We start from the raw sequence: 21,090 nt of genomic DNA on the forward strand, positions 1-21,090 counted from the left end.
ACAGGAGCTTCGGCACTGCCTCACCGCCCATCAACGACCCACTGGGCCCTGATAGTACGTCTAATCTTGCTGCTCAAAAAGGAACGCAGCACTAGACGAGTACCCCGCAGTCGGGTCCGAACTGGAGGCCGTTGTCCAGACGATCAGGCGGTGGTATCCCCCGCATGGGTGCGTCTGACCATCCGCGCGCGCGATCTTGAGCTTTTCCAGTGGACGTGTGACTTCTGCGCCCTTCCCACGACCCTGAGCCCGGGAGGCGATGGCGTTGTTATGGACGTCCGAAGCGCCGACGGACCGGGAAGCCATTCTGTTGCCGCTCATCGCGGATGCCTGGCCTCCCGCCTACATGAGCAGAGTCTCGAACGACATCGTGTCGATCAGGTTGGCCGTGAGCTTGCCGATCACCCTGACGCTAGCTGAGCGTCGTGCAATTAGCGTGCAATTAGACAGGGGGACGAGGGGGCAATCACGGTCACTCATGACCGACCCGACGCCCAGGTCAACGGCACTACGGGCCGTGATCCATGCAATTCCCAAGCTGACAGCGCGGGCTCGATCCAAGGTCGGCGGAAAGATCAGGAGGGAGAGCAAGGCGATCGGCGACACAGACAGGTAAGACGTACGGTCGAACCACACCCCATCTGCGAGTACCGTCGTCAGCCGTGCAAACTGTCCACTTCGATCATCGGCTGCACATCACGGTCTACGAGGCGGGTGACGTGCTCCCACCGTATGTCGATCCCATTCCGGCTTGGCTGGCCGACGAGGCCTCTTGTCGCGCAGCCGCCCTGCGGATCGACCGGCCGAACCGGCCGAGGTTTACACAAGGATGCATTGCGGTGTGGCCGTCCGGAATCGAACCACGCAGCGCGGCGAGTGAAGTCGAAGCGTGGACCGCCGAGGATCTCAGAGGTGTCCTGCTTGCCGACAATCGTTCTCATCGTTGTTTCGGCTGCGGAGCACGGCACGAGGTGCTCTACCCCGTGGACACGCCCAAGGTACTAGAAGGGTGGCAGCATCGACACTCCTTCGAGTCGGGATGCCCTACCTGCGGAGCTGAGTTCGTGACATCACGACTCGGGGGGCTAATGATCAACCCCTTCGCCCCTGAAGGCTGACTGCAGCTGTACAGCCAAGAGAGCGAACGACGGCGGAACTCGGCGGACGTCCACGCACACCGCACCCGCAGGTCGGAGCCTCGGACCTCGATCGAATCGACTTCTTTTAATCCGCAGGTTTTGAGTTCGAGCTGTGTTGCAGCGCGGGCAGATTCCGGGCAGCGGAATGTGGTGCCAGCCTCCAGACTGGCCGTCGAACGTGGCATCGTGGACGGATCAGCCAACGACGCCACTCATGAGCGGCCCCTTAACGATCTCCGGGGTCAGCACCACGCCGGTCAACCGGGCTGCGAGGAGAAGCGCTCCGGACGCGGACGACGGTGCCTCAGCACCGGTTCCGGGTACGTCGTCAGGATCAAGGCCCGCCTGCCTCATCAGGTCGTTGAGCCGATCGGGATCACTTCCGTGCCCCCATCGGGGAATCTTGGGATTGAAGTGCGTGACCAACTCCCCGTCCACCGCGTAGACGAAGTCGTCGGATGCGTAGTCGTGCCGCAGCACCGCCACGGCCACGGTCCCGGCCGAGAGAGCCTGTGCCTTGTCGGCTTCCGTGCACGTCCATCCGCTCTCCTCGATGAGCACCGTCCAGTCGCCCACTCGCCCCGCGAGCACCGTCTCAGGAAAGAGGCCATCGTCTATCAACTCGTCATAGGTCAGTGGCCGGATGCTCTCCTGATCGGCACCCAGCCGGCGAAGCGCCTGCACCTCGCTGACTCCACGCACGAAGGTCAGACACCACAGATCGCCCAGCTCGTCGTCTTCGGCCAGCCAGGCAACATCGGCGTGGGTGAACGCCATCCGCAACACCTCATCTGTTGATCGTCGTGCCATTAGCGTGCCATTAAGGGGGTATCGAGGGGTCAACCACGGTCATTCACGACCGGCCCGAAGTCCAGGTCAGCCGTCCTACGAGGCGTGATCCATACGATTCCCAAGCTGATAGTGCGGGTTTCTACCAAGTCAGGCTGAACTAGGGTGAGTCGCTTCGGTGACGCTTGTGACCCAGGATCGCAACCCATGGAGGATCCCACTCAGGCGGGTGTCATCGGCGAGGCCAGGGGGTGCCCATGGTTCTGTTCTCAGCTCGCTCTCCGCGTCGAGATCGGCCCAGAGCCACTGGAACGAGTCCCTAACGCTTAGCTCATGGGGATCGGCCGCATCGAATAGGCCGCGGAGGTCTTCGACCAGCTTGGGTAGGGATACCTCACCTGAGTCGTACAGGTCGAGGCGCGCGGCCATCTGGCTGATGAGGCCACGCTGGTAGTCCTCCACGGCATCACCTTCTTGATCTCTACGTCATTGTGCCAACGCTTGGCCCGCGTGGGATATATGCGGGATGATCTCTGTCCCATGGATGTGAGGGGAGTGCTCCCGTCCTGATGAGAGACCCTGCCGCTGCTTGGAACGCAGCGCTCTTGAAAACTGCTAGGCCGGGTGACCGGTCTCGTGGGTTCGAATCCCACGCTCTCCGCTGAGCTTGTGAAACGGCGTCTGACCAGGCTTTGGCCTTGGTGAGGCGCCGTTGATCGTTTCCGGGGTGTGCAGCCTGTACCGCTTCAAGACTCATCGCATAGGGTTTGAGCTGGGAGTTCTCCGAAAGGGCTACGCAGCTCGGTGGTACTCGTTGATCAGCCCGTCGAGCACCTTCCGACGCTCGATCCGCCCCTCCAGCGGCAGGGTGATCCGATCGTCATGATCGGGTGGCTGCTGCCGGCGGGACTGATGCGGCCGATGCCTGTTGTAGTAATCGGCATACTCGGCCAGCACCGACCGTAGATGCCGTTCGTTAGAGATCAGCATGCGGTCGGTGCACTCGGTCCGTACGGTGCGCACCCACCGCTCGGCACAGCAATTGGCCCGCGGCGTGCGCGGCGGCCTCTTCACCACCCGCACACCCTCTTCGACGAAGACCTCGTCGAAGACAACGGTGAACTTGGTGTCCCGGTCGCGGATGAGGAAGCGGAACGAGCCGATCCGCCTCCCGAGGTCCATGAGCAGGTTGCGGGCCTGCTGTGCCGTCCAGGCGCCGGTGGGGTTCGCGGTGACGCCGGGAATGTGCACGCGCCGGGTGGCGACTTCCATCACGAACAGCACGTACAGGCGCCTCAAGGAGATCGTGTCGACGTGGAAGAAGTCGACGGCCAGCAGGCCTTGCGCCTGGGCGCGCAGGAAGGTCCTCCACGAGGTGTCGGCGTCTCGGGGAGCCGGGCCGACCCGCCGACTCTGCAGGATCCGCCGCACGGTCGCTTCGCTCACGCGGTAGCCGAGCCGCACCAGCTCACCGTGCACCCGACGGTATCCCCAGGCCGTGTTTTCCCGCGCCAGGCGCAGCGCCAGGTTCCGGATCTCCTTGCTCGTCCTCCGGCGACCAGACCGATTCGGATACGTCCACCGGCGTCGGACCAGACGACGGTGCCAGGCCAGCAGCGTGCCTGGCGTGACCAGCCGATAGGCCCGCAACTCGGGTGGCAAGAGCCGCACCAGGACGGCCAGGACCGCCCGGTCGGCCGTCCTGCTCATCCTGGACGCTCTTGCTCAGTCGATGATCGCGGTGGCTTCAACCTCGACCAGGTGGTCGGGCACGTCCAGCGCGGCGATGCCCACCAGGGTGCCCGGCGGTACCGGGGTGACCCCCAGCTTCGCCCCCGCTCGAGCGACCCCCTCCAGGAACAGCTCCAGCTTGTCTGGAGTCCAATCTACGACGTAGACGGTCAGTTTCGCCACGTCGTCGAAGGAAGCGCCTACTTCGGCCAGAGCGGTGCCGATGTTGAGGTAGCACTGCTCGACCTGAGCGGCGAGGTCGCCTTTGCCGACCGTGACCCCGTCGGCGTCCCAGGCGACCTGTCCGGCGATGAAGACCAGCTTCGAACCGGTCGCGATGGACACCTGCCGGTAAGCACCTATCTGTGGCAGCCCGCCGGGGTTTACCAAGGTGATGGCCATTACGCCTGCCTCCATTATCTCTTGTGGTTACTCAGGAACCGTAGGGATGAACGCCGACATGGAAGAACGCACTTTCAGTCATGACCGGCTCCCACCGGTCGAGCCCGTGGAGAGATCCGCGAGGTAGCGCTCCCGGAGTACCACCTTCTGGATCTTCCCGGACGCGGTCTGCGGCAGCTCGCTCCGGAAGTGCCAGCTGCGCGGAACCTTGTACGAGGCCAGCCGGTCGCGGCAGAAGGCATCGAGTTGGTCCTCGGTAAGGTGTGCCCCGTCGGCCGCCACCACGAATGCGGCAACGGTTTCGCCCCATTCGGCATCCGGCAGTCCGATCACCGTCACCAGGCTGATTCCGGGGTGGGTGTAGAGGACGTCTTCGATCTCGCGCGGGAAGATGTTCTCGCCGCCACGGATGATCATGTCCTTGAGCCGGCCCTGGATTCTGACGAACCCCGACGCGTCCATGGTCCCCAGATCGCCGGTGTGCAGCCAGCCGTCGGCGTCGATGACCTCGGCGGTCGCCGCGGCGTTGTCGAAGTACTCGGTCATCACGCAGATGCTGCGGGTGCATATCTCACCGAGTTCGCCAACCCCGGCCACCTCACCGGAGTTCGGGCTGATGACTTTGACCTCGGTTCCAGGCAGCGGCCGTCCCACGGTGGCCAGCGTCTCCGCATCTTGATCCCCGCCGGCGGTGTGTGTGATGTACGGCGACGCCTCTGTCTGGCCGTACCCGATGCCGACCTCGACCCCGAGATCACGCTGGGCGCGCCGGACCAGATCGAGCGGTACGGGGGCACCCCCGAGCGTGGTCAACCGCCAGCTCGACACATCGCGCGGCCGGTCTGCCTGCCGTTCAAGCATGCGGATCAACACGGTCGGCACGCTCAGCATGATGGTTCCCTGCTCGGCTTCGAACAGGTCCAGCATGAGGTCGGCGTCGAACCCGGCGGGGATCACGTGGCAGCCGCCGGTCTGGAGGGCACCGAGCGTCACCAGCCCGCAGCCTGCGGTGTGAAACAGGGGCATCGGGTTGACCCACACATCGTTCGGATGTGCGCCTATGACGGTCGCGTATCGCCGCCCGTTGGCGACGAGCCCACGGTGACTGAGCAGCGCTCCCTTCGGTCGCCCGGTGGTCCCCGAGGTGTATTGGATCTGAGCGGGATCCTTCGGCGCGACATACGGCAGGCCGTCACCCGCGCTGCTCTCAGCGGCACGGAATTCGTCCCAGTCCTCGAGGGAGATCACTTCACGCACCTGAGTGCCGTTTCGAGCGGCATCGGCCATCGGCAGCAATTCGCTCGATCGATACCGCGGCTGTACGACGATGCCCGATGCGCGGGATTGCTCCAGCACATACGACAGTTCCGCCTGCCGGAAGGCGGGATTCACCGTGACCAGGGTCAATCCCGCGAGCGCGGCACCGAATTCGAGTTGAATCCACTCCGGGCCGTTACCGGCCCACACCGCCAGGCGCTCACCGGGACTGAATCGCCGAAGCAGAGCCCGGGCGACGCGGATGGAATCCTCGAGCAGTTCCTCGAAGGTCCAACGCCGCGCATGCTCTCCCACCACACCCTCGACGAGTGCCGTCCGATCCCCCCACCGTGAGGCGGCACGGGTCAGGACGTCCCCGATAGTGCTGTCCGAGTAGTCGGGGTCGGGATCCGCGTGCCAGAGGGCAGCGGACAGGGTCGGGCGGCGGCCTTTCGCCGCGGTCATGCCCTCGCCCCCTCGAAGTGCCGACGCGGGTTGTCCACGAGAATGGTTTCGATGGTGCGGTCAGCGACACCCGCCTCGAGCAATGCGGGAATGACCTCCGTGGATATGAGGCGGTAGTTCCATTTCTCGCCCAATCGAGGGCGTTCCTCCGCCGAGACGAAGTCTATGAAGCAGGACGCATCATGCGAAACGACGATGCTCTCCGCGTAGCCCCGGCGCACGAGGCCCACGAGGGTGTCGATCCGCTGCTGGAGCGGCAGGAACGCGTCGAGTCCGAAACGGTCGAGGCCCAGCATCGAACCGGCGTCCGCCAGGCGGCAGAGATAATCCAGATCGGTGCTGTCGCCCGCATGGCCGATCACCACCCGGCTCAGATCGACGCCCTCTTCCGCGAGAACCCGCTGCGCGACCAGTCCGGACTCGGATCCGACGTGCGTGTGCACGGTGATCGGAGCCCCGGTCTCGACACCGGCCTGCGCGACCGCCCTCATCGTGCGCTCCACACCGGGTGTGAGCCCTTGAGCGTCGATGGCGCACTTGAGGAATGCGGCGCGCACGCCGGTGTCGCCGATCCCCTTCGTCAGGTCCTTGATGAACAGTTCGGTCAGCGGTTCCTCGATATCGATGAGCAGGCCAGGACCGCGGCTTGAGAACTGGTGCGGAAGGTCGTTGAAGGTGTAGAGCCCGGTCGCGACGATGATGTTCAGGTTCGTTCGCGTGGCGATGCGTTTGATGCGCGGGATGTACCGGCCGAGCCCCAGAACCGTGGGGTCCATGATGGTGTCGATGCCGAGAGACTTGAGCTCGTTCAGGTCGCGGACCGCCTGCTCGACGTTCTGCTCCTCGTCCCAGTCGTCCTGGTAATTCTGCCGGTACTCCTCACCGAGCACGAAGACGTGTTCATGGACGAGCGTCCGGCCGAGCTCACTGGAATCGACGGGTCCGGCGACTGTCTGTATGTCGGTCATGCTTGTCCGTCCTCGGATTTCACAGCGCCACGACGACGGACTTGGTTTCGAGGTACTGCTCCAGTACGGCGTCGCCCTTCTCCCGGCCCCAGCCGCTCTGCTTGTATCCGCCGAAAGGCAGCTCGGAGCCGAAGATGTGATAGGTGTTGACGTGCACGGTTCCGGCCTTCAGTCGCTTGGCCAGCCGGTGCGCCTTCGACAGGTCGCGCGTCCACACCCCGGCCGCGAGGCCGTAGACGGTGTCATTGGCCTGAGCGGCCAGATCGTCGATATCGCTGAACGGCAAGGCCGTGACGACCGGGCCGAAGATCTCCTCCCGGACGATCGGATGGTCCCGGTCGGGCCGCGCGATCACACTGGGCTGCACGTAGTATCCGTCGCGGTCCAGCGCACCGCCCCCGACCAGTGTCCGGCCCCCGGACTCCTTGCTCAGATCGAGATATCGGCCGACCCGTTCGAAGTGCTCCGCCGACACCAGGGGGCCCATGTCGGTATCCGGATCGAGGCCGTAGCCCACCCTGATGCCGCGCGCACGCTCGGCGAGACCTTCGACGACTTGGTCGAACCGGGACTCGTGCACGTAGAGACGGCTGCCGGCGGAGCACACCTCACCTTGGTTGTAGAAGATCGCCAGCGCGGCTCCCGCGATCGCGGCATCGACGTCCGCGTCGTCGAGGACGATGTTCGGCGACTTGCCGCCCAGCTCCAGTGAGACGCGCTTGAGATTGCCGGCCGCGGCGCGCACGATGCTGCGGCCGACCTCGGTCGAACCGGTGAAAGCGATCTTGTCGACGCCTTCGTGCGCGGCCAGATGAGCTCCGGCTCGTTCCCCGAATCCCGGCACGATGTTGACCACGCCCGGCGGGACGCCGGCCTCGAGGAGGAGTTCACCGATCCGCAGGGCGGTCAGCGGCGTCTGCTCGGCGGGCTTCAGCACGACGGTATTGCCGGTGGCCAGTGCGGGGGCGAGCTTCCACGCGGCCATGAGGATCGGAACGTTCCAGGGGATGATCTGCCCGGTGACGCCCAGCGGTTCGCGGGTCGTGTAGGCGTGGAACTCCTGGCCCGGCATGTAGGGCACCGACGGCGTGATCGTCGCCCCGGTGATCCGCCGTGCCGCGCCGGCCATGTACCAGAACATGTCCGCGGCGAGCGGGATCTCGACGGCGAGCGCTGCGCCGACCGGCTTTCCGCTGTCGAGTGATTCCAGTTCCGCGAGTTCTTCGGCGTGCTCGGCGATCAGGTCGCCGATGCGGTGCACGATACGGCCCCGCTCGCTGGGCGACATGACCGACCATGGACCTTCCGTGGCGCGACGGGCCGCGGCCACCGCGCGATCGACGTCCCGTTCCGACGCTTCCGCCACCGTGCTGAGCACTTTGCCGGTGCCCGGATCGATCGTCTCGAATGTCTTACCGTCGAGGGCATCGACGAACTCGCCGTCGATGAACAGCCGGTGCGACCGGGCAAGGAAGTCCACCGCGAGCCTGGGGGGAGTGGTCATGTCGCCTTCTCCGTTCCGAACTAGACGAGAAACTCGAGGATGCGCGGGATGACGGCGTCCGGGGCTTCGAGGCAGGGACTGTGACCCGCGGTCTTGATGCGCCAGAGTTCGGCGTTCGGAATCGCCTCGAACATCTCGTCCGACCAGGCCGGCGGGCGGGCCTGGTCCTGGGTCCCGGAGATGATGAGTGTCCGCGCGGTGATCAGGGGCAACAGGGCAAGCGCGCTCTCCCGCTGGACGACGCCCCGTGCGGCATGAGCGAGCCTAGGGGAGAGCTCGCCGAGACGCTTGGTCCACGTCTCGTGAATGTCTGAGCGGGCCGGGTCGTTGAGAACGGTCGCCGCAAACAGGATGCCCTTGACGAAGTCGACGATCTCCGGGGTGAATCCCTCCCGCTCGAACCTGTCGACGAGCGCCCCGAACAGGTCGACGTTCTCGCCGGTCTCGGCCCTCGCCGACGAGCCCATCAGCACCAGCCTGCCGACCAGATCGGGTCGGCGAGCCGCTATGCGGACCGCGACGTCGCCGCCCATCGACTGCCCGACGATCGACACAGAGGTGAGACCGAGCCGGTCTACCAGGGCGAGCACGTCGTCGGTGCACTGATCCATGGTCACGGTCGCATCGACTTCGTTCAGGCGGCCGGCCTGCCCGGGGAACTCCGGCGCGATGAACCGGAAGCGCCCGGCTCCGGCGGCGACAAGGCCGTCGAAGGCGCGCGGGTCGAGGAACAGCGAGTGCAGGCAGAGCACCGGGCTCAGCTGCGACTCACCAGTGTCGATGGTCATGGGAACTCCAGATCTTTCGTGACGAGGGGCCGAGGCGCTCACCGCCCGACGATATGAGCCACGTCACAGGCGTGTCAATATCTGAACTTCGCTTCAAATAGTGAAATATTCATTATTTGACATGCAGTTCATAGTTTGAAACCGTATGAGACATGATCACTGTTTCCGACGTCATCGCAGGTGCACTGGCCCGTCACGGGGTCGAGGCGATCCTGGGCCAAAGCAATCCGACCGAGTTGATGCTCGCCGCCGAGCGCATCGGAATCCGCCAGATCCTGTACCGGACGGAGAACGCGGGCGGCGCGATGGCCGACGGGTTCGCTCGGATCTCCGGCCGGATCGGGGTGGTGGCGGCCCAGAACGGCCCTGCCGCCGCCCTGCTCGTCGCCCCGATGGCAGAAGCCCTCAAAGCGTCGATACCGATGCTCGTGCTGGTACAGGAGGTGTCCTCGGGCAATCGCGACCGCAACGCGTTCCAGGAGCTGGACCACTTCGCGCTGTTCGCGAGCGTCTCGAAGTGGACGCGGCGCATCGATGATCCCGCGCGCGTGGAGGACACGATCGACCAGGCGTTCACCATGGCGAACAGCGGACGGCCCGGGCCGGTCGTCCTGCTCGTCCCCCGGGACGTCCTCGGAAAGCCCGCTGTGCCAGGGCGATTCGCGCGCACCGCGGACCTTGGGGCCTTCCCGCTCGACCGCCCCCGGCCGGACGCCGCCGCAGTGTCGCGGGCGGCGCGGCTCATCGCCACGGCGCGGTCACCCCTGGTCGTCGCGGGCGGCGGAGTGCACGGTTCGGGTGCGGTGGCCGAACTGGCCGTGCTGCAGGAGATCGCCCACCTACCTGTGGTCACGACGAACATGGGCAAGGGCGCCGTGGACGAATCGGGTCCGCTGTCACTGGGGGTCGCCGCCAATGTCACCGGCGAGCGCGGACCCGCGCACTTTCACCTCCCCCTGATCGCCGGAGCCGATGTCGTCCTGCTGGTCGGTACCCGGACGAATGAGAACGGCACCGAGGGCTGGACACTGACATCCCCCGACGCCACCTATGTCCACATCGATGTCGACCCGATCGAGGTGGGACGAAACTATGAGTCCGTACGCCTGCTCGGCGATGCCCGGGCCGCGCTCGGGGACCTCACGGCCGCCCTGGCGGCAACCGATCTCACCCTCCGCGTTGCTCGGTCGGAAGAGCTCAGAGCCACCATCGCCGCCGGCCGCCGGCGGCACTTCGAGGCCGTCACCCCGCTGCTGGAATCCGGTGAGACTCCCATCGCCCCGGAACGCCTTTTCGCCGAGCTCGGCCGGCTCCTGGACCCCGACGACATCGTGGTCGCCGACGCCAGTTACTCCTCGTTCTGGATCGCCGGCTACCTCCTGGCGAAGCGGCCCGGCCAGCGCTTCCTCATGCCACGAGGTCTGGCCGGCCTCGGCTGGGGACTGCCTCTGGCCCTGGGAGCGAAAATCGCCGCGCCTGGGCGGCGTGTCATCGCGGTCGTCGGCGACGGTGGCTTCGCACACGTCTGGTCCGAGCTGGAAACCGCCGTGCGAGAGCGCCTTCCGGTGACCGTCGTGGTGCTCAACAACTCGGTCCTGGGAGCCCAGCGGCATGCCGAGAATGCCGTATTCGGCGAAACGACCACCGGTGTGGAGTTCGATCCCGTGGACCACGCCGCCATCGCGACCGCCGTGGGAGCCACGGGGATCGTGGTCGACCACCCGGACGCCATCGCCCCCGCGCTGCGGAAAGCGCTGGACTCCGGCCACACCGCGGTCATCGACGTGATCGTTGACCCCGACGCCTATCCGCCCGTCCGGGCGTTCGACGCGTTCACCGACCGGCTCAACGCCCCGCTGCATCGGGCCGCGCCCGCCTCGTAACCTGATAATTTCAGATAGTGAACAGCACTTCGGCCAAGCCCGCCCAGCAGACTCTGCAAACAGTCGAGCGAGCGCTGAGCTTTCTCGAGTACGTGGCCGCCGCCGAACCCGCGCCGACGGTGCAACAGGTCTCCGCCGGCCTCGGCTTGAACATCACGACCTGCTACCACCTGATGCGGACCCTGCTCGCGCGTGGCTACCTGGAGCGCCGAGCCGACGCCACACTCCGGCTCGGAGCCAGCGTGGGCGCCCTGTTCCGGACCTACCAGCTCGGTTTCAACACCAACGACAAGCTCGCGAGCATCGTTGGCGAGCTCGCCGACACGACTGCCGAAACCTCGTTCCTGTCGACTCTCGACGACAGGAACGTAATCTTGAAAGTTCTGGTCGAAGGGTCACAACCGCTGCGTGTCAGCGGGCTCTACGTCGGCCTCACGGGCAACGAGCCACACCGCGCGTCGGGCAAGGCCGTACTCGCCCACGCCGACGCCACGCTGCGGGACGAGATCATCGCGCGCAACCTGACCGGTATGGCCCCGGCCGCCCAGCGGCGATTTCGAGCGGCCCTGCTACAGGAACTCGAGGAGGTCCGGACAAGGGGGTGGGCCGTTGACATCGACTCCAGCCCCGGCATCACGACGATCGGTTCCCCGTTCTTCAAACATGAGGGTTCCATAGTCGGTGCCGTCGGCATCGTCGCACCGACATCGCGATTCAGCGAAGCACAGGACAAGCTGGTCGGTGCGGTGCTCGACGCAGCAAATAGGGCAACGACAGTCCTCGGCCTTGCACCATGAGGCTGCACGCCGCATACCTGCGCGTGGCCAAGCCGGTGCAGTGTTCGACCTGCTGGCTGGACCACGAGGGCGAAGAGGTTGAGCCGGCAACAGGCGTTCAGCGCAGAATTCACGGCAAGGAGAGCGTCACCGTGGCCCGGTAAAGCCCGCTGGGGTGGTTGATGGTTGCTCGGTGGTTGCTCGCGTGTACGCGGTACGGTCCGGCAGGCAACGTCATAACCGGGTACGATCACGGGGACAACGGCGGGCGAAGCAGCAGCAGTCGGCACGTCGCGGCACACGATGACACCGGGCTGCGAACCTTTTAATCCGTAGGTTCACAAGTCGAATCTGAGCCTTGTCGCCTCCATGACATCACCCCCAGGAGCCTGGCGGGTCAACGGTGAGAGCCGCAGGCTGCGGGAGCGAGGCCGGCTCGTCATCAACGGAGTAGACCTCAAGGCACGAAAGATGACCGCCCTCGACGAAGAGCAAGACACCGTCATCGCGCCCGCGCACGCTGGCGGAGATCAGCACCCCGTCTTGTACCGGGAAGGCGAGCGCACGAGGCCCTGTTCCTGCCCGAAGATCCACCGTTGCACATCCACACCCACACCGTCCGGCCACAATTGCCGAAGGGACCTGAGCGCGAAGTTCATCCACGCCAGGGAAGTCCTGTGCGAGAAGAGCCAGGATGACGGCTTGCTCCTCGGCTGACAGATGGCGTTCACTGATCGACACATCGTCAAGGTATCGAACCGGGCACGCGGGATATATGCGGGATGGATCTTGACCTGGAAGCCGAAGGTCACGCGACGTAGGCTCCCGTTCATGACCTCGCGCCGGGCCGATGTTCACACCTCGGTCTCAACGTGGCAACAGCCCTGTCCCGCCCCCGCCTCACCCGAGCGCACCGCACTGGTCGAGCAGGTCGCCGACCGGATCCTGGCGCTCGGCGACGGACGGCTGCGGGTGGGCATCGACGGGCCGACCGCAGCGGGCAAGACGAGTTTCGGCCACGAACTCGCCGAGCAGATCAGCCGGGCGGGACGCTCCGTGCTGCGGGCGAGTCTGGACGACTTCAAGAAGCCGTGGCGGGATCGTCATCTCTACGACCGGGAGTCGGGTGAGGGTTACTACCGCAACGCCTTCGACTACACCGCCGTGGCCACGCTATTGCTGCAGCCTTGCAGTTCGCATGGCTCAGGGCGGGCCGTGCTGTGCAGCATCGACCCGCTGACACAGGCGGACCACTCGTCGGTGGTGACGATCGCATCTTCGGACGCCGTCCTGGTCGTCGACGGTGTCTTCGCGTTCCACCCGGAGATCAACGAGCATTGGGACTTCCGCATCCGGCTGGAAGCGCTCCCGGAGATCTCTCTGCGCCGCGGGGCCGAACGCGACCAGGATTGGGCCGGCTCTGAAGCGGAGGCCCTCCACCGCGAGCGCTACCTGTTGGCCGAGCGTCTCTATGTCGCCGAGGTCGGCCCGCTGCGCTTGGTGGACGTGGTCATCGACAACACGGTCTTCAGCCGACCGCGGATCATGCAAGGCTGATCGCTTGTTGAGGTCGACCAGTTGGGCAAGACACCGATGAGCGCATCGGCGACCATGCCGGCCCGGAGAACGGCGAGACCCGGAACAGCCGGCCATCCTCGTGGATGCCGAACTCCTCAGGGTCTTGGATTTCTCCCGCCCGCCGACTTTCCAGCGAATGACATAAGACGGCGTCTTACTGGACGCATTCCGGCGAATCTCCCAGAACTTCACATCGTACGAGGTGCTCACGCCGCCTTCCGGAGAGTCTCTACCGTAGGGATCATGACTGGACAAGAGACCTCGCCAATGGCCACCCCCCGCGCCGCAGCCGGGGCACTCTTCTTCGACGAACACGGCCGTCTGCTTCTGGTCCGCCCCCACTACAAGGACTACTTGGAGATTCCCGGCGGTTACATCGAACCCGGCGAGACCCCGTTCCAGGCATGTGTACGTGAGGTTCACGAGGAACTCGGCATCCAACCGCCGATCGGTGACCTGCTCGTGGTCGACTGGGCACCTCACCCGCAGGAAGGTGACAAGGTCCTGTTCCTCTTCGACGGGGGAACCCTCAGCCCGAGCACGCGCGACAACATCCGACTCGGCGTCGACGAACTGGCCTGCTACGACTTCCACCCCGTCGAAGAACTGTCCGGCCTCCTGATCGAACGACTGGTCAACCGCGTAACAGCTGCCGTCACCGCCCGCAGCATCGGCCGCCCGCTGTATCTAGAGCATGGCCAACAGTTGCCGAATTAATCTCATTGGTTATTGATGGGGACGCTGACCATGATCGTCTTCGTACGGCCCGTCCTCACCAGCCCAAGGTCAGAAAGATTCCGATGGAGGCGCTTCAGCCTTGATCGCGGCTACATTCGGCTTGGTCGACCCGGAGGGGATCAGCAGGAAGATCTTGGGGCTCAGGCGCTCCATATCGCCACGTCGCCCGCAGATGAGGCCCGCAGCAAAGTCCACGAACTGTCTCGCCTCGTCGTCCGCCACTGCCGTGAGATCCATTACGACCGGAATGCCCTCGCGGAAGTACTGTCCCACGTGCCGGACGTCGTTGTAGTCGCGGGGGCGTACTGTCTCAAGTATCACGACACCAGTCTTCCTGAGCCGATGGGAACATCAAGGGCTCATGACGTACACGCGGGGAACGATTCCACCGAGGAAGCGGTCACTTAGGTCGCCGGGGCGATCGACGGTCCGGGACTTCGTTCCTAATGACGGTGCGGGCGCGTTCCCGGTCCGGTCGGGGCGGCGGTCACTCCGGACCGACTTGACGCACCCCGCCCATCGGATGTCTCAGCCCCGGCCCATCGGGCACCGGGGCTGCACTCCGGGTTGCAATACAGGGGCGTTCAGAGCCGTTCAGGATGGACCGCGTACGCTCGCATGCCACCAGCGTGCTAAATCATCCAGAGAACAGAAAACTCCTGATCACCCTCTGTCTGCTCGCCTCGGCGCTCACTATGACTACCTTTGTCCTCGCTCTGCCAGGTTGCTTGATGTGTCAAGATGCTGTCATGCAGCTTGATCAAAAACTTGTCGACGCGGCTGTCGCGCAGCTGGATCGGCGATGGCCTTCTGACGAGCAAGGTGGTGCGGCAGCCGTCTACTTGGATGATGGGCAAATCCTCACCAGCGTCGGCCTGGACAACCTCAACGGCGGCGTGTCTCTGTGTCATGAGACCGGCGCCATCTGCCAGGCCTACACGCTCGACAGGAAGGTCACCGCTTCCGTGTGCGTGTATCGGGACCCAGGACGTGAGCGCGTCCTCGTCCTTCCTCCGTGCGGCATCTGTCAGGAACGCTTGGCCTTGTGGGGGCCTGACGTCCAGGTCGGCGTGCCCGACGACTTCGCCGTGACGGGATGGAGCGTTCGCACTCTTCGTGACGTGAACCCGTTCTACTGGGGATCGCAGTTCACCGATGATGGGGCCTGGCCGGGCCCTGAAGCCCACTCTTCCTGACAGGAAAACGAGCCACCTCAGCTAGAACGCGGTAGCGAACCCCTGCACAGCACGGTGGGTCACCGACGAGCGGGTCCCCAGTCCCCGTCACCCGCGGCGTGCTTTTGCCCTTCCACCCCGCACAACGCGATACTGACACAGCCCCGACCCAGCTTGCCCTTGCTGCGCTTTTCACCACGTGCATGGTCTCAGCGTTCAGGTTCGAGGCCCAGTTCGGCCGCGCCACCTGCCGTACTCCCCGCACTTCTCAAGCTGACAGCACGGGTTCGATCCCCGTCACCTGTTCTCAGAGCGAACGCCCAGGTCAGGGGCGCTTTTCCGGCCCGAGCCTTGAACATTTCCCGCCTCTACGCCCGAACCCATTGGTTCACTAAGGACACCACCGCTACCTGCTGGGACTGGACGGCTTCCAGATCTGGGAACGTGACGACACCCCGGTCAGGTGCGAGCCACGTCATGAGACCGGTGGGATCTTGAAAGGCGAACTCGGCGTTGTCGGCTCGGACCTTCGCCCCGCGGTGGAAGATGAGTTGCAGTCGATCACCCGGCCGGAGCCGGAAGGTCACCCGGTCCTCTCCGTCATAGCGGAAGCTCGGGGCGTTCCATTTCACATGCTCGGAAATATCCGTGTTCGACGCCAAAATCGCTGATCTCAGCTGTTCAACACCCGCCTTCAACGGGTGATCGAGGGCCGTTATGAAGCGGTCAACCTCGCCAGATTTGTTTTGCACCTGCCGCTCCTCCCATACAACGCCAAAGAGCATAATTCCGCATGCAGCGACCGTTGGCGGCAGCGCTGACAGCAACCAGGGACGATCCTGGCACGTTCTGTCTCGGAGATATATACGGGATGATTAAGGTTCGAGGAGATGCTTCCGCCCTGGTCAGAGGCCCTGTCGCTGCTTCGAACTCTGAAGCGGAGGACCTCCATCGCGGGCGCTACCTGCTGACCGAGCGTCTCTACGTCGCCGAGGTCGGCCCGCTGCGCTTGGCGGACGTGGTCATCGACAACACGGTCTTCAGCCGACCGCAGATCATGCAAGGCTGATCGCCTGTTGAGGCCGACCAGTTGGGCAAGACACCGATGAGCGCATCGGCGGCCACACCGGCCCGGAGAACGGCGAGATCCGCCTGATCGAGGTGAGCAAGCATCCGGGCAGTGCCGGTTCCTCCGCAGCTGTCCGCAGGCGTTCAATCCCGAGCACGCCGGCGTTCGGCGAGGTGGCCCCACGCTGATACGACAGCGATGGAGACGGCCAGCAACACGGCGCTTCCGGCGATGTCGAGGACGTAGTGGTTCCCCGTGATGAGCACGACTACCGCCATACCCAGCGGAAAGATCCACGACAGCAAAGCCATTCGCGGATGGGAGGCCCGCAGCGCGCACCACACGGCATACGCGCACCACAACGACCACCCCACATGCATGCTGGGCATCGCCGAATACAGGTTCTGGCCGTTCTCGATCTCTCGTGAGGCATGGCCGCCCAGGATGTCGTGCCCGGCGATGATGTCGACGACGCCCGGTAGAGCGAACCGTGGGGGCGACATGGGCAGCGCCCAGAAAACGGGCAGCACGAGGACGACCATCGCGACGAGGGTCCGGCGGGCCTTGATGTAGACATCGGCGTGCCGGACGAAGACCCACACAAGCACACCGATGATCGCGAGGTAGTACAGGCGGTAGTAGTACACCGCCGGTTGGATGAGGGATGGATTCTCGGTCAGCCACTGGTTCGCCCTCAGCGCGATGTCCAGGTGGAAGGCCCGCTCTATGGACTGCAGGGCCAGAGCGTTGGCGGTGGCGGCTGCGACGTCCTTCCCGGCGGCGGCATGAAGCCGTGAGAAGAGCAGGATCACGAGCAGCAGACCAGCCACTTCGACGAGGGGTGCGGGGCGCCCACCCGTCCTCCCGACCAGTGCGGCTGACCGGGCCCATGCAACCAAGCGCGATAACCGGCTGGCGGCCACCTCAAGCAGGCTCACGCGGGTGACACTAACTCACCCCGTTTCGGCATGGATCATGTCAGCTGAAAGAGCCTCCGGCGGGGGCGCTACCCACTCGTCCGGATTGGGGTCGGGCGAATACGGCGGCAGGAAGAACGGCGACAGCCGACCCTCGGTCGCATCGACGAACTGCTTGACCTTCTTGGCCCGGTGCACGCGGGAGTTGTCGACGATCAGGAACATCGGGCGGTCGGCATCGGCGAGCAGGCGCCTGCAGAACCCGATGAAGGCATCGGCGTCCAACCCGTGGTCGAACAGCTGGAAGCGCAGCTCGCCGCGGGGACTGACTGCGGAGATCATCATGACCGGGCGGCGGGCTCCGGTCGTGGCCACCACCGAGGTCCGCCCGCCCGGTGCCCAGGTGGTGCCCATGTGGTAGTCGGTGCGTTCCGCCTCTGCATCGATGTCCAAGCGAGTTGCAAGCAGTCATCGTCAGGCTGGATGTCACAGGGGCCGGTAGGCCTGTCGTGGGCCGTGTGGTCCCCGATCCCGCGTCCGCGTGACAGGAATGGACATGACCGCGTCGGAGCACGAGTCGTATGTGCCCAGAAGGCTTTCCGACCCCGCAGACGATCCACCACGCGAGGAGCCGCAAGGCTGCCGCCGGATCCCCGCGATACTCATCACAGCCGTGATCGTTGTCCTGATCGTCCTGGTGGGGATCACCTTTTGGAAGAAGCCCGTAGCCAGTGGCGACAACCGGTCGGCCGCTCAGTGCGTGGACACGAGCTCACGTCAGGCTGACGGCACCCACCGGATCGTCGACCGCCGCAAGTGCGAGAGCGATGAGGTCCAACGCGGCCAGTACCGCTGGCAGAGCCAGGGCAAGACCTCCGACTCCGGCCGGGACCGCAGCGTGCTACGCCGAATCGGCGATTTCATCGGTTACCTGTTCGGCGGAGACGGTAAGCGCCGTTGAACCTCGTCGGTTCGTGACCGCCGCCGGAAGAGCCGCATCAAGGCTGTTCTGACAAGCGCGAACCTCAAGGAAACACGGCAGGTGCCAGGGCGTCCAAAGAGGCGGACAACGGGTGGGAATGCCCTAGCAGAGTTTCCAGAGCGCCGCGGTGGCGTCGTCGTGGGCCTTGGCCCGAGGCCACCGGGAGCCGTCCGGATCGTCGTGCTCGGCCTCTCGCTCATCGCAGACGACCAGCGGCTCGGCCGTGTCGAGCATGTTCAGCACGAGGACGGAGTCGAGGTAGTCCAGCGCGCCGGCTGTCCGGCGGAGTATGACCACGGTGGCCGAGGGGGAATCGGGATGGATGAGGTCGCAGACGAAGTCGTGCAGGGAGGTCACCGTCTTGATGGCTTCGGCCAGGATCTCTGTCAGCGCCTTGTCGCCCTGGACCAGGGCGGTGATGAGGGCTCTGAGCGGCGAGGGGCCGGCACACTGCGACGTTCCGGCCAGAGCACGCGGACGGGTGAGACCGCAGAGTCTCATCCGGTGTGGCTGGTGAATCTTTCCTGCCATTCGGGCAGGTCTGTCAGCCGGTTGCCACGCAGGTCGAGCTCGGTCAGGCCGGTGAGCTTCCCTAACGACTCGGGCAAGGTGACCAGCTCGTTGTTGGCCAGGTCGAGTTTCGCGAGGGCGATAAGACCCGCCAACGACTCAGGTAAAGCAGCCAGCCGGTTATCGCGCAGGTCGAGCCGGAGCAGGGCCGTAAGGTTTCCCAACGACTCGGGCAGGGTGGTCAGCCGGTTGCGGCGCAGGTTGAGTTCGGTCAGTGCGGTGAGGTTCCCCAGGGAGTCGGGGAGGGCTGCCAGTTGATTGTTGTACAGGTTAAGCCGGGGGAGATTGATGAGTTTCCCCAACGACTCGGGCAGGGCGGTCAGCCGGTTGTGGCGAAGGTTGAGTTTGGTCAGTGCGGTGAGGTTTCCCAGTGACTCGGGTAAGGCTGTCAGCCAGTTTTTGTGTAGGTCGAGTTCGGTCAGTGCGGTGAGGCTTCCCAGTGTCTCGGGTAGGGCTGTCAGTTCGTTGTTGCGTAGGTCGAGTTGGGTGAGATCGGTGAGGTTTCCCAGTGACCCGGGTAAGGCTGTCAGCCGGTTGTGGCGTAGGTCGAGTTTGGTCAGCGCGGAGAGGTTCCCCAGCCATTCCGGCAACGCCTCCGGGCCGCGAAAGGACAGATCGAGCTTGGTCAGGGCGGTGAGATTCCTCAGCGACTCGGGCAGGACGGCCGTCTGGTTACCGCGCAGGCTGAGCATGGTGAGAGCGGGGAGATTCCCCAGCCACTCAGGAAACCTCTCCAGGCGGAGGTGGGACAGGTTGAGCGTGGTCAGGGCGGTGAGGTTCCTCAATGACTCGGGCAGGACGCTCAGCCGGTTGTAACTCAGGTCGAGCTTGGTCAGGTGAGTGAAGTCGCCGAGCAACTCGGGCAACGCCTCCAGGCCGAGATTGGACAGATGGAGGCTGGTCGATCCGTTCCGCAGGCGTTTGCGGATCCGTGCGACGGCAATCGCCTGTCCCGTCTCGGACCACGTCATGATCTTCCTTTCATCATCGCTCGTGCCTGTGCTCGTCCTCCTGTCCCGCCGTTCTTCGGCCCGTTCCCTCGGTGCCGCTTCCGTCAGGAGCACTGTTGACGAGGCTAAAGACCGAGACTGGGGACCAACTTGTAGATCAGTGGGGGTCTGGTGGCGGGTGATCGCGTTCCGGAATTCCTCGGCCTCCGCGACCGCCTGCCTGGCGGCCGGCGCGGAGGCAGGTCGGGCCAGGCAGTGGACCGCCGCTTTGGCCTGTCGCTCTCACTATCGCGATGTCCAGGTCCATGAGCGTCGATCCGGGGCAAAAGACCACCCGCTCTCGCGTTCAGGTTCATTCCCGGCGCCGACATGCCGAGGTTCTGCGTCGACGGTACGTTCGGCTCCGGCGTGGAACGCGACCAGGGGGTCGGCCCCCGCTTCGCTTCTCGCGGCGCTCTCTGCAGAGTTCGCGGAACGGCGTCTGATCAGGGCCTCCAGCCCGGTGAGACTCGACCATGGGTGGCACTGTCTCCGCCGAGGTCACGTGGCGCGCCGTACCCGTACCGCGAAGTTCTGCTCCTCCGGAGCGGTACGGGCCCCGGTCTGCCGCGGATCGCACCATTGACTTACAAGTGGGCTTCCAGTGGCTCTTGATTTGATCCTGGAGTACGAATTGTTGGAGGGGGAATCATGAAGACTCTTGTCAGGCGAATGGCCGCCGTCGCGGCTACCACGACCGTGGCGTTGATGATCGTTGGCTCCGCGACAACGGGTGTCGCTCAGGCCCAGCCACGCGACCTTGATTGGTACCCGTGCACCATCGGCGGTAAGCGGATGATGTGCTCCGACGGCCCGTTCTGATTCTCATCAGAATGGTTGCCTAGGCGGCAGTGATGAGTGTCCTATCGTCGTCCGGAAGATGACAGGACGCAGTTGAGAACGCCTTCGGTCGCACCCCGAAGCCCCATTCCTTGAGGAAGGAATGGGGCTTCGGCCTTCAAGGCGGGGGACCTGGAAGCCACAGTTCTACGGACGCCGCCGCATTGTTTCGTTATGGCCAAGCCGGAGTGTCGCACCAGGATGACCGTGACCCGGGAAGGGCTTGTCGTTCACGGTCTGGCAATAGTATCGCTCTTCGCCGTATCGCCGAAAAGGTTTACTTTTGAATAACCTGCTCCAACACCTCTCACGTTCTGTCGCCTCTTCCCTGGCACGCCAGTTCGCCCTGATCGATCTGCTTGGCGACCGCCATTGGGCTGTGGATACCGGTGCGGGAACTATCACGTTCGGCGAAGACTTCAGATTCCCGATCCAGTTTCTGGGGACGGAAGGCTACCGCGACCAGACCTGGCTCTGGGCGTGGGCCAACACGCAGAGCGATCTCCCGCCCAAACTTCAGCTCGCCGCCA

General features: G+C 64.8%; 21 protein-coding genes. 8 read left to right on the forward strand and 13 right to left on the reverse strand.

Features of this window, described 5'->3' with window-relative positions:
- Positions 1-1,334: 1,334 nt before the first annotated feature.
- From ABZ260_RS22130 to ABZ260_RS22160, 7 genes are all read right to left on the reverse strand, one after another.
- Entirely contained in the window at positions 1,335-1,916 is a 582-nt protein-coding gene (locus tag ABZ260_RS22130) for a DUF6461 domain-containing protein (protein WP_355620619.1), read from the reverse strand.
- 804 nt (positions 1,917-2,720) lie between these two features.
- A complete protein-coding gene (locus tag ABZ260_RS22135; RefSeq protein ID WP_355620622.1) occupies positions 2,721-3,638 on the reverse strand; it encodes an integrase core domain-containing protein in 918 nt (305 codons plus the stop codon).
- A gap of 15 nt (positions 3,639-3,653) precedes the next feature.
- Positions 3,654-4,061 carry a RidA family protein gene (locus ABZ260_RS22140; RefSeq protein ID WP_355620625.1) on the reverse strand — a complete coding sequence of 136 codons (408 nt, stop codon included), beginning with the start codon at positions 4,059-4,061 and terminating at the stop codon, positions 3,654-3,656.
- 78 nt (positions 4,062-4,139) lie between these two features.
- Positions 4,140-5,783, reverse strand: a complete 1,644-nt coding sequence (locus ABZ260_RS22145; RefSeq protein WP_355620628.1) for an AMP-binding protein — start codon at positions 5,781-5,783, stop codon at positions 4,140-4,142.
- Positions 5,780-6,751, reverse strand: coding sequence for a phosphotriesterase-related protein (locus ABZ260_RS22150; protein ID WP_355620631.1), 972 nt, complete (start codon positions 6,749-6,751; stop codon positions 5,780-5,782). Before ABZ260_RS22150 ends, ABZ260_RS22145 begins: the two co-directional genes overlap by 4 nt.
- A gap of 19 nt (positions 6,752-6,770) precedes the next feature.
- Positions 6,771-8,255, reverse strand: a complete 1,485-nt coding sequence (locus tag ABZ260_RS22155; protein WP_355620634.1) for an aldehyde dehydrogenase family protein — start codon at positions 8,253-8,255, stop codon at positions 6,771-6,773.
- A 20-nt stretch (positions 8,256-8,275) separates the two neighbouring features.
- Positions 8,276-9,043: an alpha/beta hydrolase gene (locus tag ABZ260_RS22160; RefSeq protein WP_355620637.1), complete on the reverse strand. Its 768-nt coding sequence runs from the start codon at positions 9,041-9,043 to the stop codon at positions 8,276-8,278.
- A gap of 152 nt (positions 9,044-9,195) precedes the next feature.
- Here ABZ260_RS22160 and ABZ260_RS22165 point away from each other — a divergent pair, with 152 nt between their 5' ends.
- The 4 genes from ABZ260_RS22165 to ABZ260_RS22180 all read left to right on the forward strand — a co-directional run bounded on the left by ABZ260_RS22165 (position 9,196) and on the right by ABZ260_RS22180 (position 13,997).
- Positions 9,196-10,926, forward strand: coding sequence for an acetolactate synthase catalytic subunit (locus ABZ260_RS22165; protein ID WP_355620640.1), 1,731 nt, complete (start codon positions 9,196-9,198; stop codon positions 10,924-10,926).
- 17 nt (positions 10,927-10,943) lie between these two features.
- Positions 10,944-11,723, forward strand: coding sequence for an IclR family transcriptional regulator (locus ABZ260_RS22170; protein WP_355620643.1), 780 nt, complete (start codon positions 10,944-10,946; stop codon positions 11,721-11,723).
- An 810-nt stretch (positions 11,724-12,533) separates the two neighbouring features.
- Positions 12,534-13,259, forward strand: a complete 726-nt coding sequence (locus ABZ260_RS22175) for a uridine kinase (protein WP_355620646.1) — start codon at positions 12,534-12,536, stop codon at positions 13,257-13,259.
- A gap of 288 nt (positions 13,260-13,547) precedes the next feature.
- Positions 13,548-13,997, forward strand: coding sequence for an NUDIX hydrolase (locus ABZ260_RS22180; protein WP_355620649.1), 450 nt, complete (start codon positions 13,548-13,550; stop codon positions 13,995-13,997).
- A 69-nt stretch (positions 13,998-14,066) separates the two neighbouring features.
- Here the strand turns inward: ABZ260_RS22180 and ABZ260_RS22185 are convergent, their stop codons facing one another.
- Positions 14,067-14,339, reverse strand: a complete 273-nt coding sequence (locus ABZ260_RS22185; RefSeq protein ID WP_355620652.1) for a cell division protein SepF — start codon at positions 14,337-14,339, stop codon at positions 14,067-14,069.
- Between the two features lie 428 nt (positions 14,340-14,767).
- Between ABZ260_RS22185 and ABZ260_RS22190 the strand changes: the two genes are divergently transcribed.
- Positions 14,768-15,214, forward strand: a complete 447-nt coding sequence (locus tag ABZ260_RS22190; protein ID WP_355620658.1) for a cytidine deaminase — start codon at positions 14,768-14,770, stop codon at positions 15,212-15,214.
- A gap of 347 nt (positions 15,215-15,561) precedes the next feature.
- Here the strand turns inward: ABZ260_RS22190 and ABZ260_RS22195 are convergent, their stop codons facing one another.
- Complete coding sequence (locus ABZ260_RS22195) at positions 15,562-16,020, reverse strand: DUF1801 domain-containing protein (RefSeq protein WP_355620661.1); 459 nt, start codon at positions 16,018-16,020, stop codon at positions 15,562-15,564.
- Positions 16,021-16,064: 44 nt separating this feature from the next.
- On the opposite strand from ABZ260_RS22195, the gene ABZ260_RS22200 reads away from it, so the two are divergent.
- Complete coding sequence (locus tag ABZ260_RS22200; protein WP_355620664.1) at positions 16,065-16,262, forward strand: hypothetical protein; 198 nt, start codon at positions 16,065-16,067, stop codon at positions 16,260-16,262.
- A gap of 143 nt (positions 16,263-16,405) precedes the next feature.
- Here ABZ260_RS22200 and ABZ260_RS22205 read toward each other — a convergent pair whose 3' ends face one another.
- Entirely contained in the window at positions 16,406-17,200 is a 795-nt protein-coding gene (locus tag ABZ260_RS22205; RefSeq protein ID WP_355620667.1) for a phosphatase PAP2 family protein, read from the reverse strand.
- A 15-nt stretch (positions 17,201-17,215) separates the two neighbouring features.
- Positions 17,216-17,632: a transposase gene (locus ABZ260_RS22210; protein ID WP_355620670.1), complete on the reverse strand. Its 417-nt coding sequence runs from the start codon at positions 17,630-17,632 to the stop codon at positions 17,216-17,218.
- Positions 17,633-17,735: 103 nt separating this feature from the next.
- Between ABZ260_RS22210 and ABZ260_RS22215 the strand changes: the two genes are divergently transcribed.
- Positions 17,736-18,140, forward strand: coding sequence for a hypothetical protein (locus ABZ260_RS22215; RefSeq protein WP_355620673.1), 405 nt, complete (start codon positions 17,736-17,738; stop codon positions 18,138-18,140).
- A gap of 123 nt (positions 18,141-18,263) precedes the next feature.
- Here ABZ260_RS22215 and ABZ260_RS22220 read toward each other — a convergent pair whose 3' ends face one another.
- Complete coding sequence (locus ABZ260_RS22220; RefSeq protein WP_355620676.1) at positions 18,264-18,662, reverse strand: hypothetical protein; 399 nt, start codon at positions 18,660-18,662, stop codon at positions 18,264-18,266.
- The gene (locus ABZ260_RS22225; RefSeq protein ID WP_355620678.1) at positions 18,659-19,702 is read right to left on the reverse strand and encodes a leucine-rich repeat domain-containing protein; all 1,044 of its coding nucleotides are present in this window, start codon (positions 19,700-19,702) and stop codon (positions 18,659-18,661) included. Before ABZ260_RS22225 ends, ABZ260_RS22220 begins: the two co-directional genes overlap by 4 nt.
- Before the next feature lie 1,141 nt (positions 19,703-20,843).
- On the opposite strand from ABZ260_RS22225, the gene ABZ260_RS22230 reads away from it, so the two are divergent.
- Positions 20,844-21,090: DUF6882 domain-containing protein (locus tag ABZ260_RS22230; protein WP_355620681.1), on the forward strand; the 247-nt coding region annotated here is incomplete at its 3' end.

The organism is Streptosporangium sp. NPDC006013 (assembly GCF_040614275.1).
In the GTDB taxonomy this organism is placed as follows: domain Bacteria; phylum Actinomycetota; class Actinomycetes; order Streptosporangiales; family Streptosporangiaceae; genus Streptosporangium.

Coding starts and splice junctions, on each gene's coding strand:
- ABZ260_RS22150 (WP_355620631.1), bottom strand. CDS start 6,751: ATGACCGACATACAGACAGTCGCCGGACCCGTCGATTCCAGTGAGCTC.
- ABZ260_RS22220 (WP_355620676.1), bottom strand. CDS start 18,662: ATGAGACTCTGCGGTCTCACCCGTCCGCGTGCTCTGGCCGGAACGTCG.
- ABZ260_RS22155 (WP_355620634.1), bottom strand. CDS start 8,255: ATGACCACTCCCCCCAGGCTCGCGGTGGACTTCCTTGCCCGGTCGCAC.
- ABZ260_RS22135 (WP_355620622.1), bottom strand. CDS start 3,638: ATGAGCAGGACGGCCGACCGGGCGGTCCTGGCCGTCCTGGTGCGGCTC.
- ABZ260_RS22215 (WP_355620673.1), top strand. CDS start 17,736: ATGACCGCGTCGGAGCACGAGTCGTATGTGCCCAGAAGGCTTTCCGAC.
- ABZ260_RS22200 (WP_355620664.1), top strand. CDS start 16,065: ATGATTAAGGTTCGAGGAGATGCTTCCGCCCTGGTCAGAGGCCCTGTC.
- ABZ260_RS22145 (WP_355620628.1), bottom strand. CDS start 5,783: ATGACCGCGGCGAAAGGCCGCCGCCCGACCCTGTCCGCTGCCCTCTGG.
- ABZ260_RS22140 (WP_355620625.1), bottom strand. CDS start 4,061: ATGGCCATCACCTTGGTAAACCCCGGCGGGCTGCCACAGATAGGTGCT.
- ABZ260_RS22130 (WP_355620619.1), bottom strand. CDS start 1,916: ATGGCGTTCACCCACGCCGATGTTGCCTGGCTGGCCGAAGACGACGAG.
- ABZ260_RS22165 (WP_355620640.1), top strand. CDS start 9,196: ATGATCACTGTTTCCGACGTCATCGCAGGTGCACTGGCCCGTCACGGG.
- ABZ260_RS22190 (WP_355620658.1), top strand. CDS start 14,768: ATGCAGCTTGATCAAAAACTTGTCGACGCGGCTGTCGCGCAGCTGGAT.
- ABZ260_RS22160 (WP_355620637.1), bottom strand. CDS start 9,043: ATGACCATCGACACTGGTGAGTCGCAGCTGAGCCCGGTGCTCTGCCTG.
- ABZ260_RS22175 (WP_355620646.1), top strand. CDS start 12,534: ATGACCTCGCGCCGGGCCGATGTTCACACCTCGGTCTCAACGTGGCAA.
- ABZ260_RS22225 (WP_355620678.1), bottom strand. CDS start 19,702: ATGACGTGGTCCGAGACGGGACAGGCGATTGCCGTCGCACGGATCCGC.
- ABZ260_RS22180 (WP_355620649.1), top strand. CDS start 13,548: ATGGCCACCCCCCGCGCCGCAGCCGGGGCACTCTTCTTCGACGAACAC.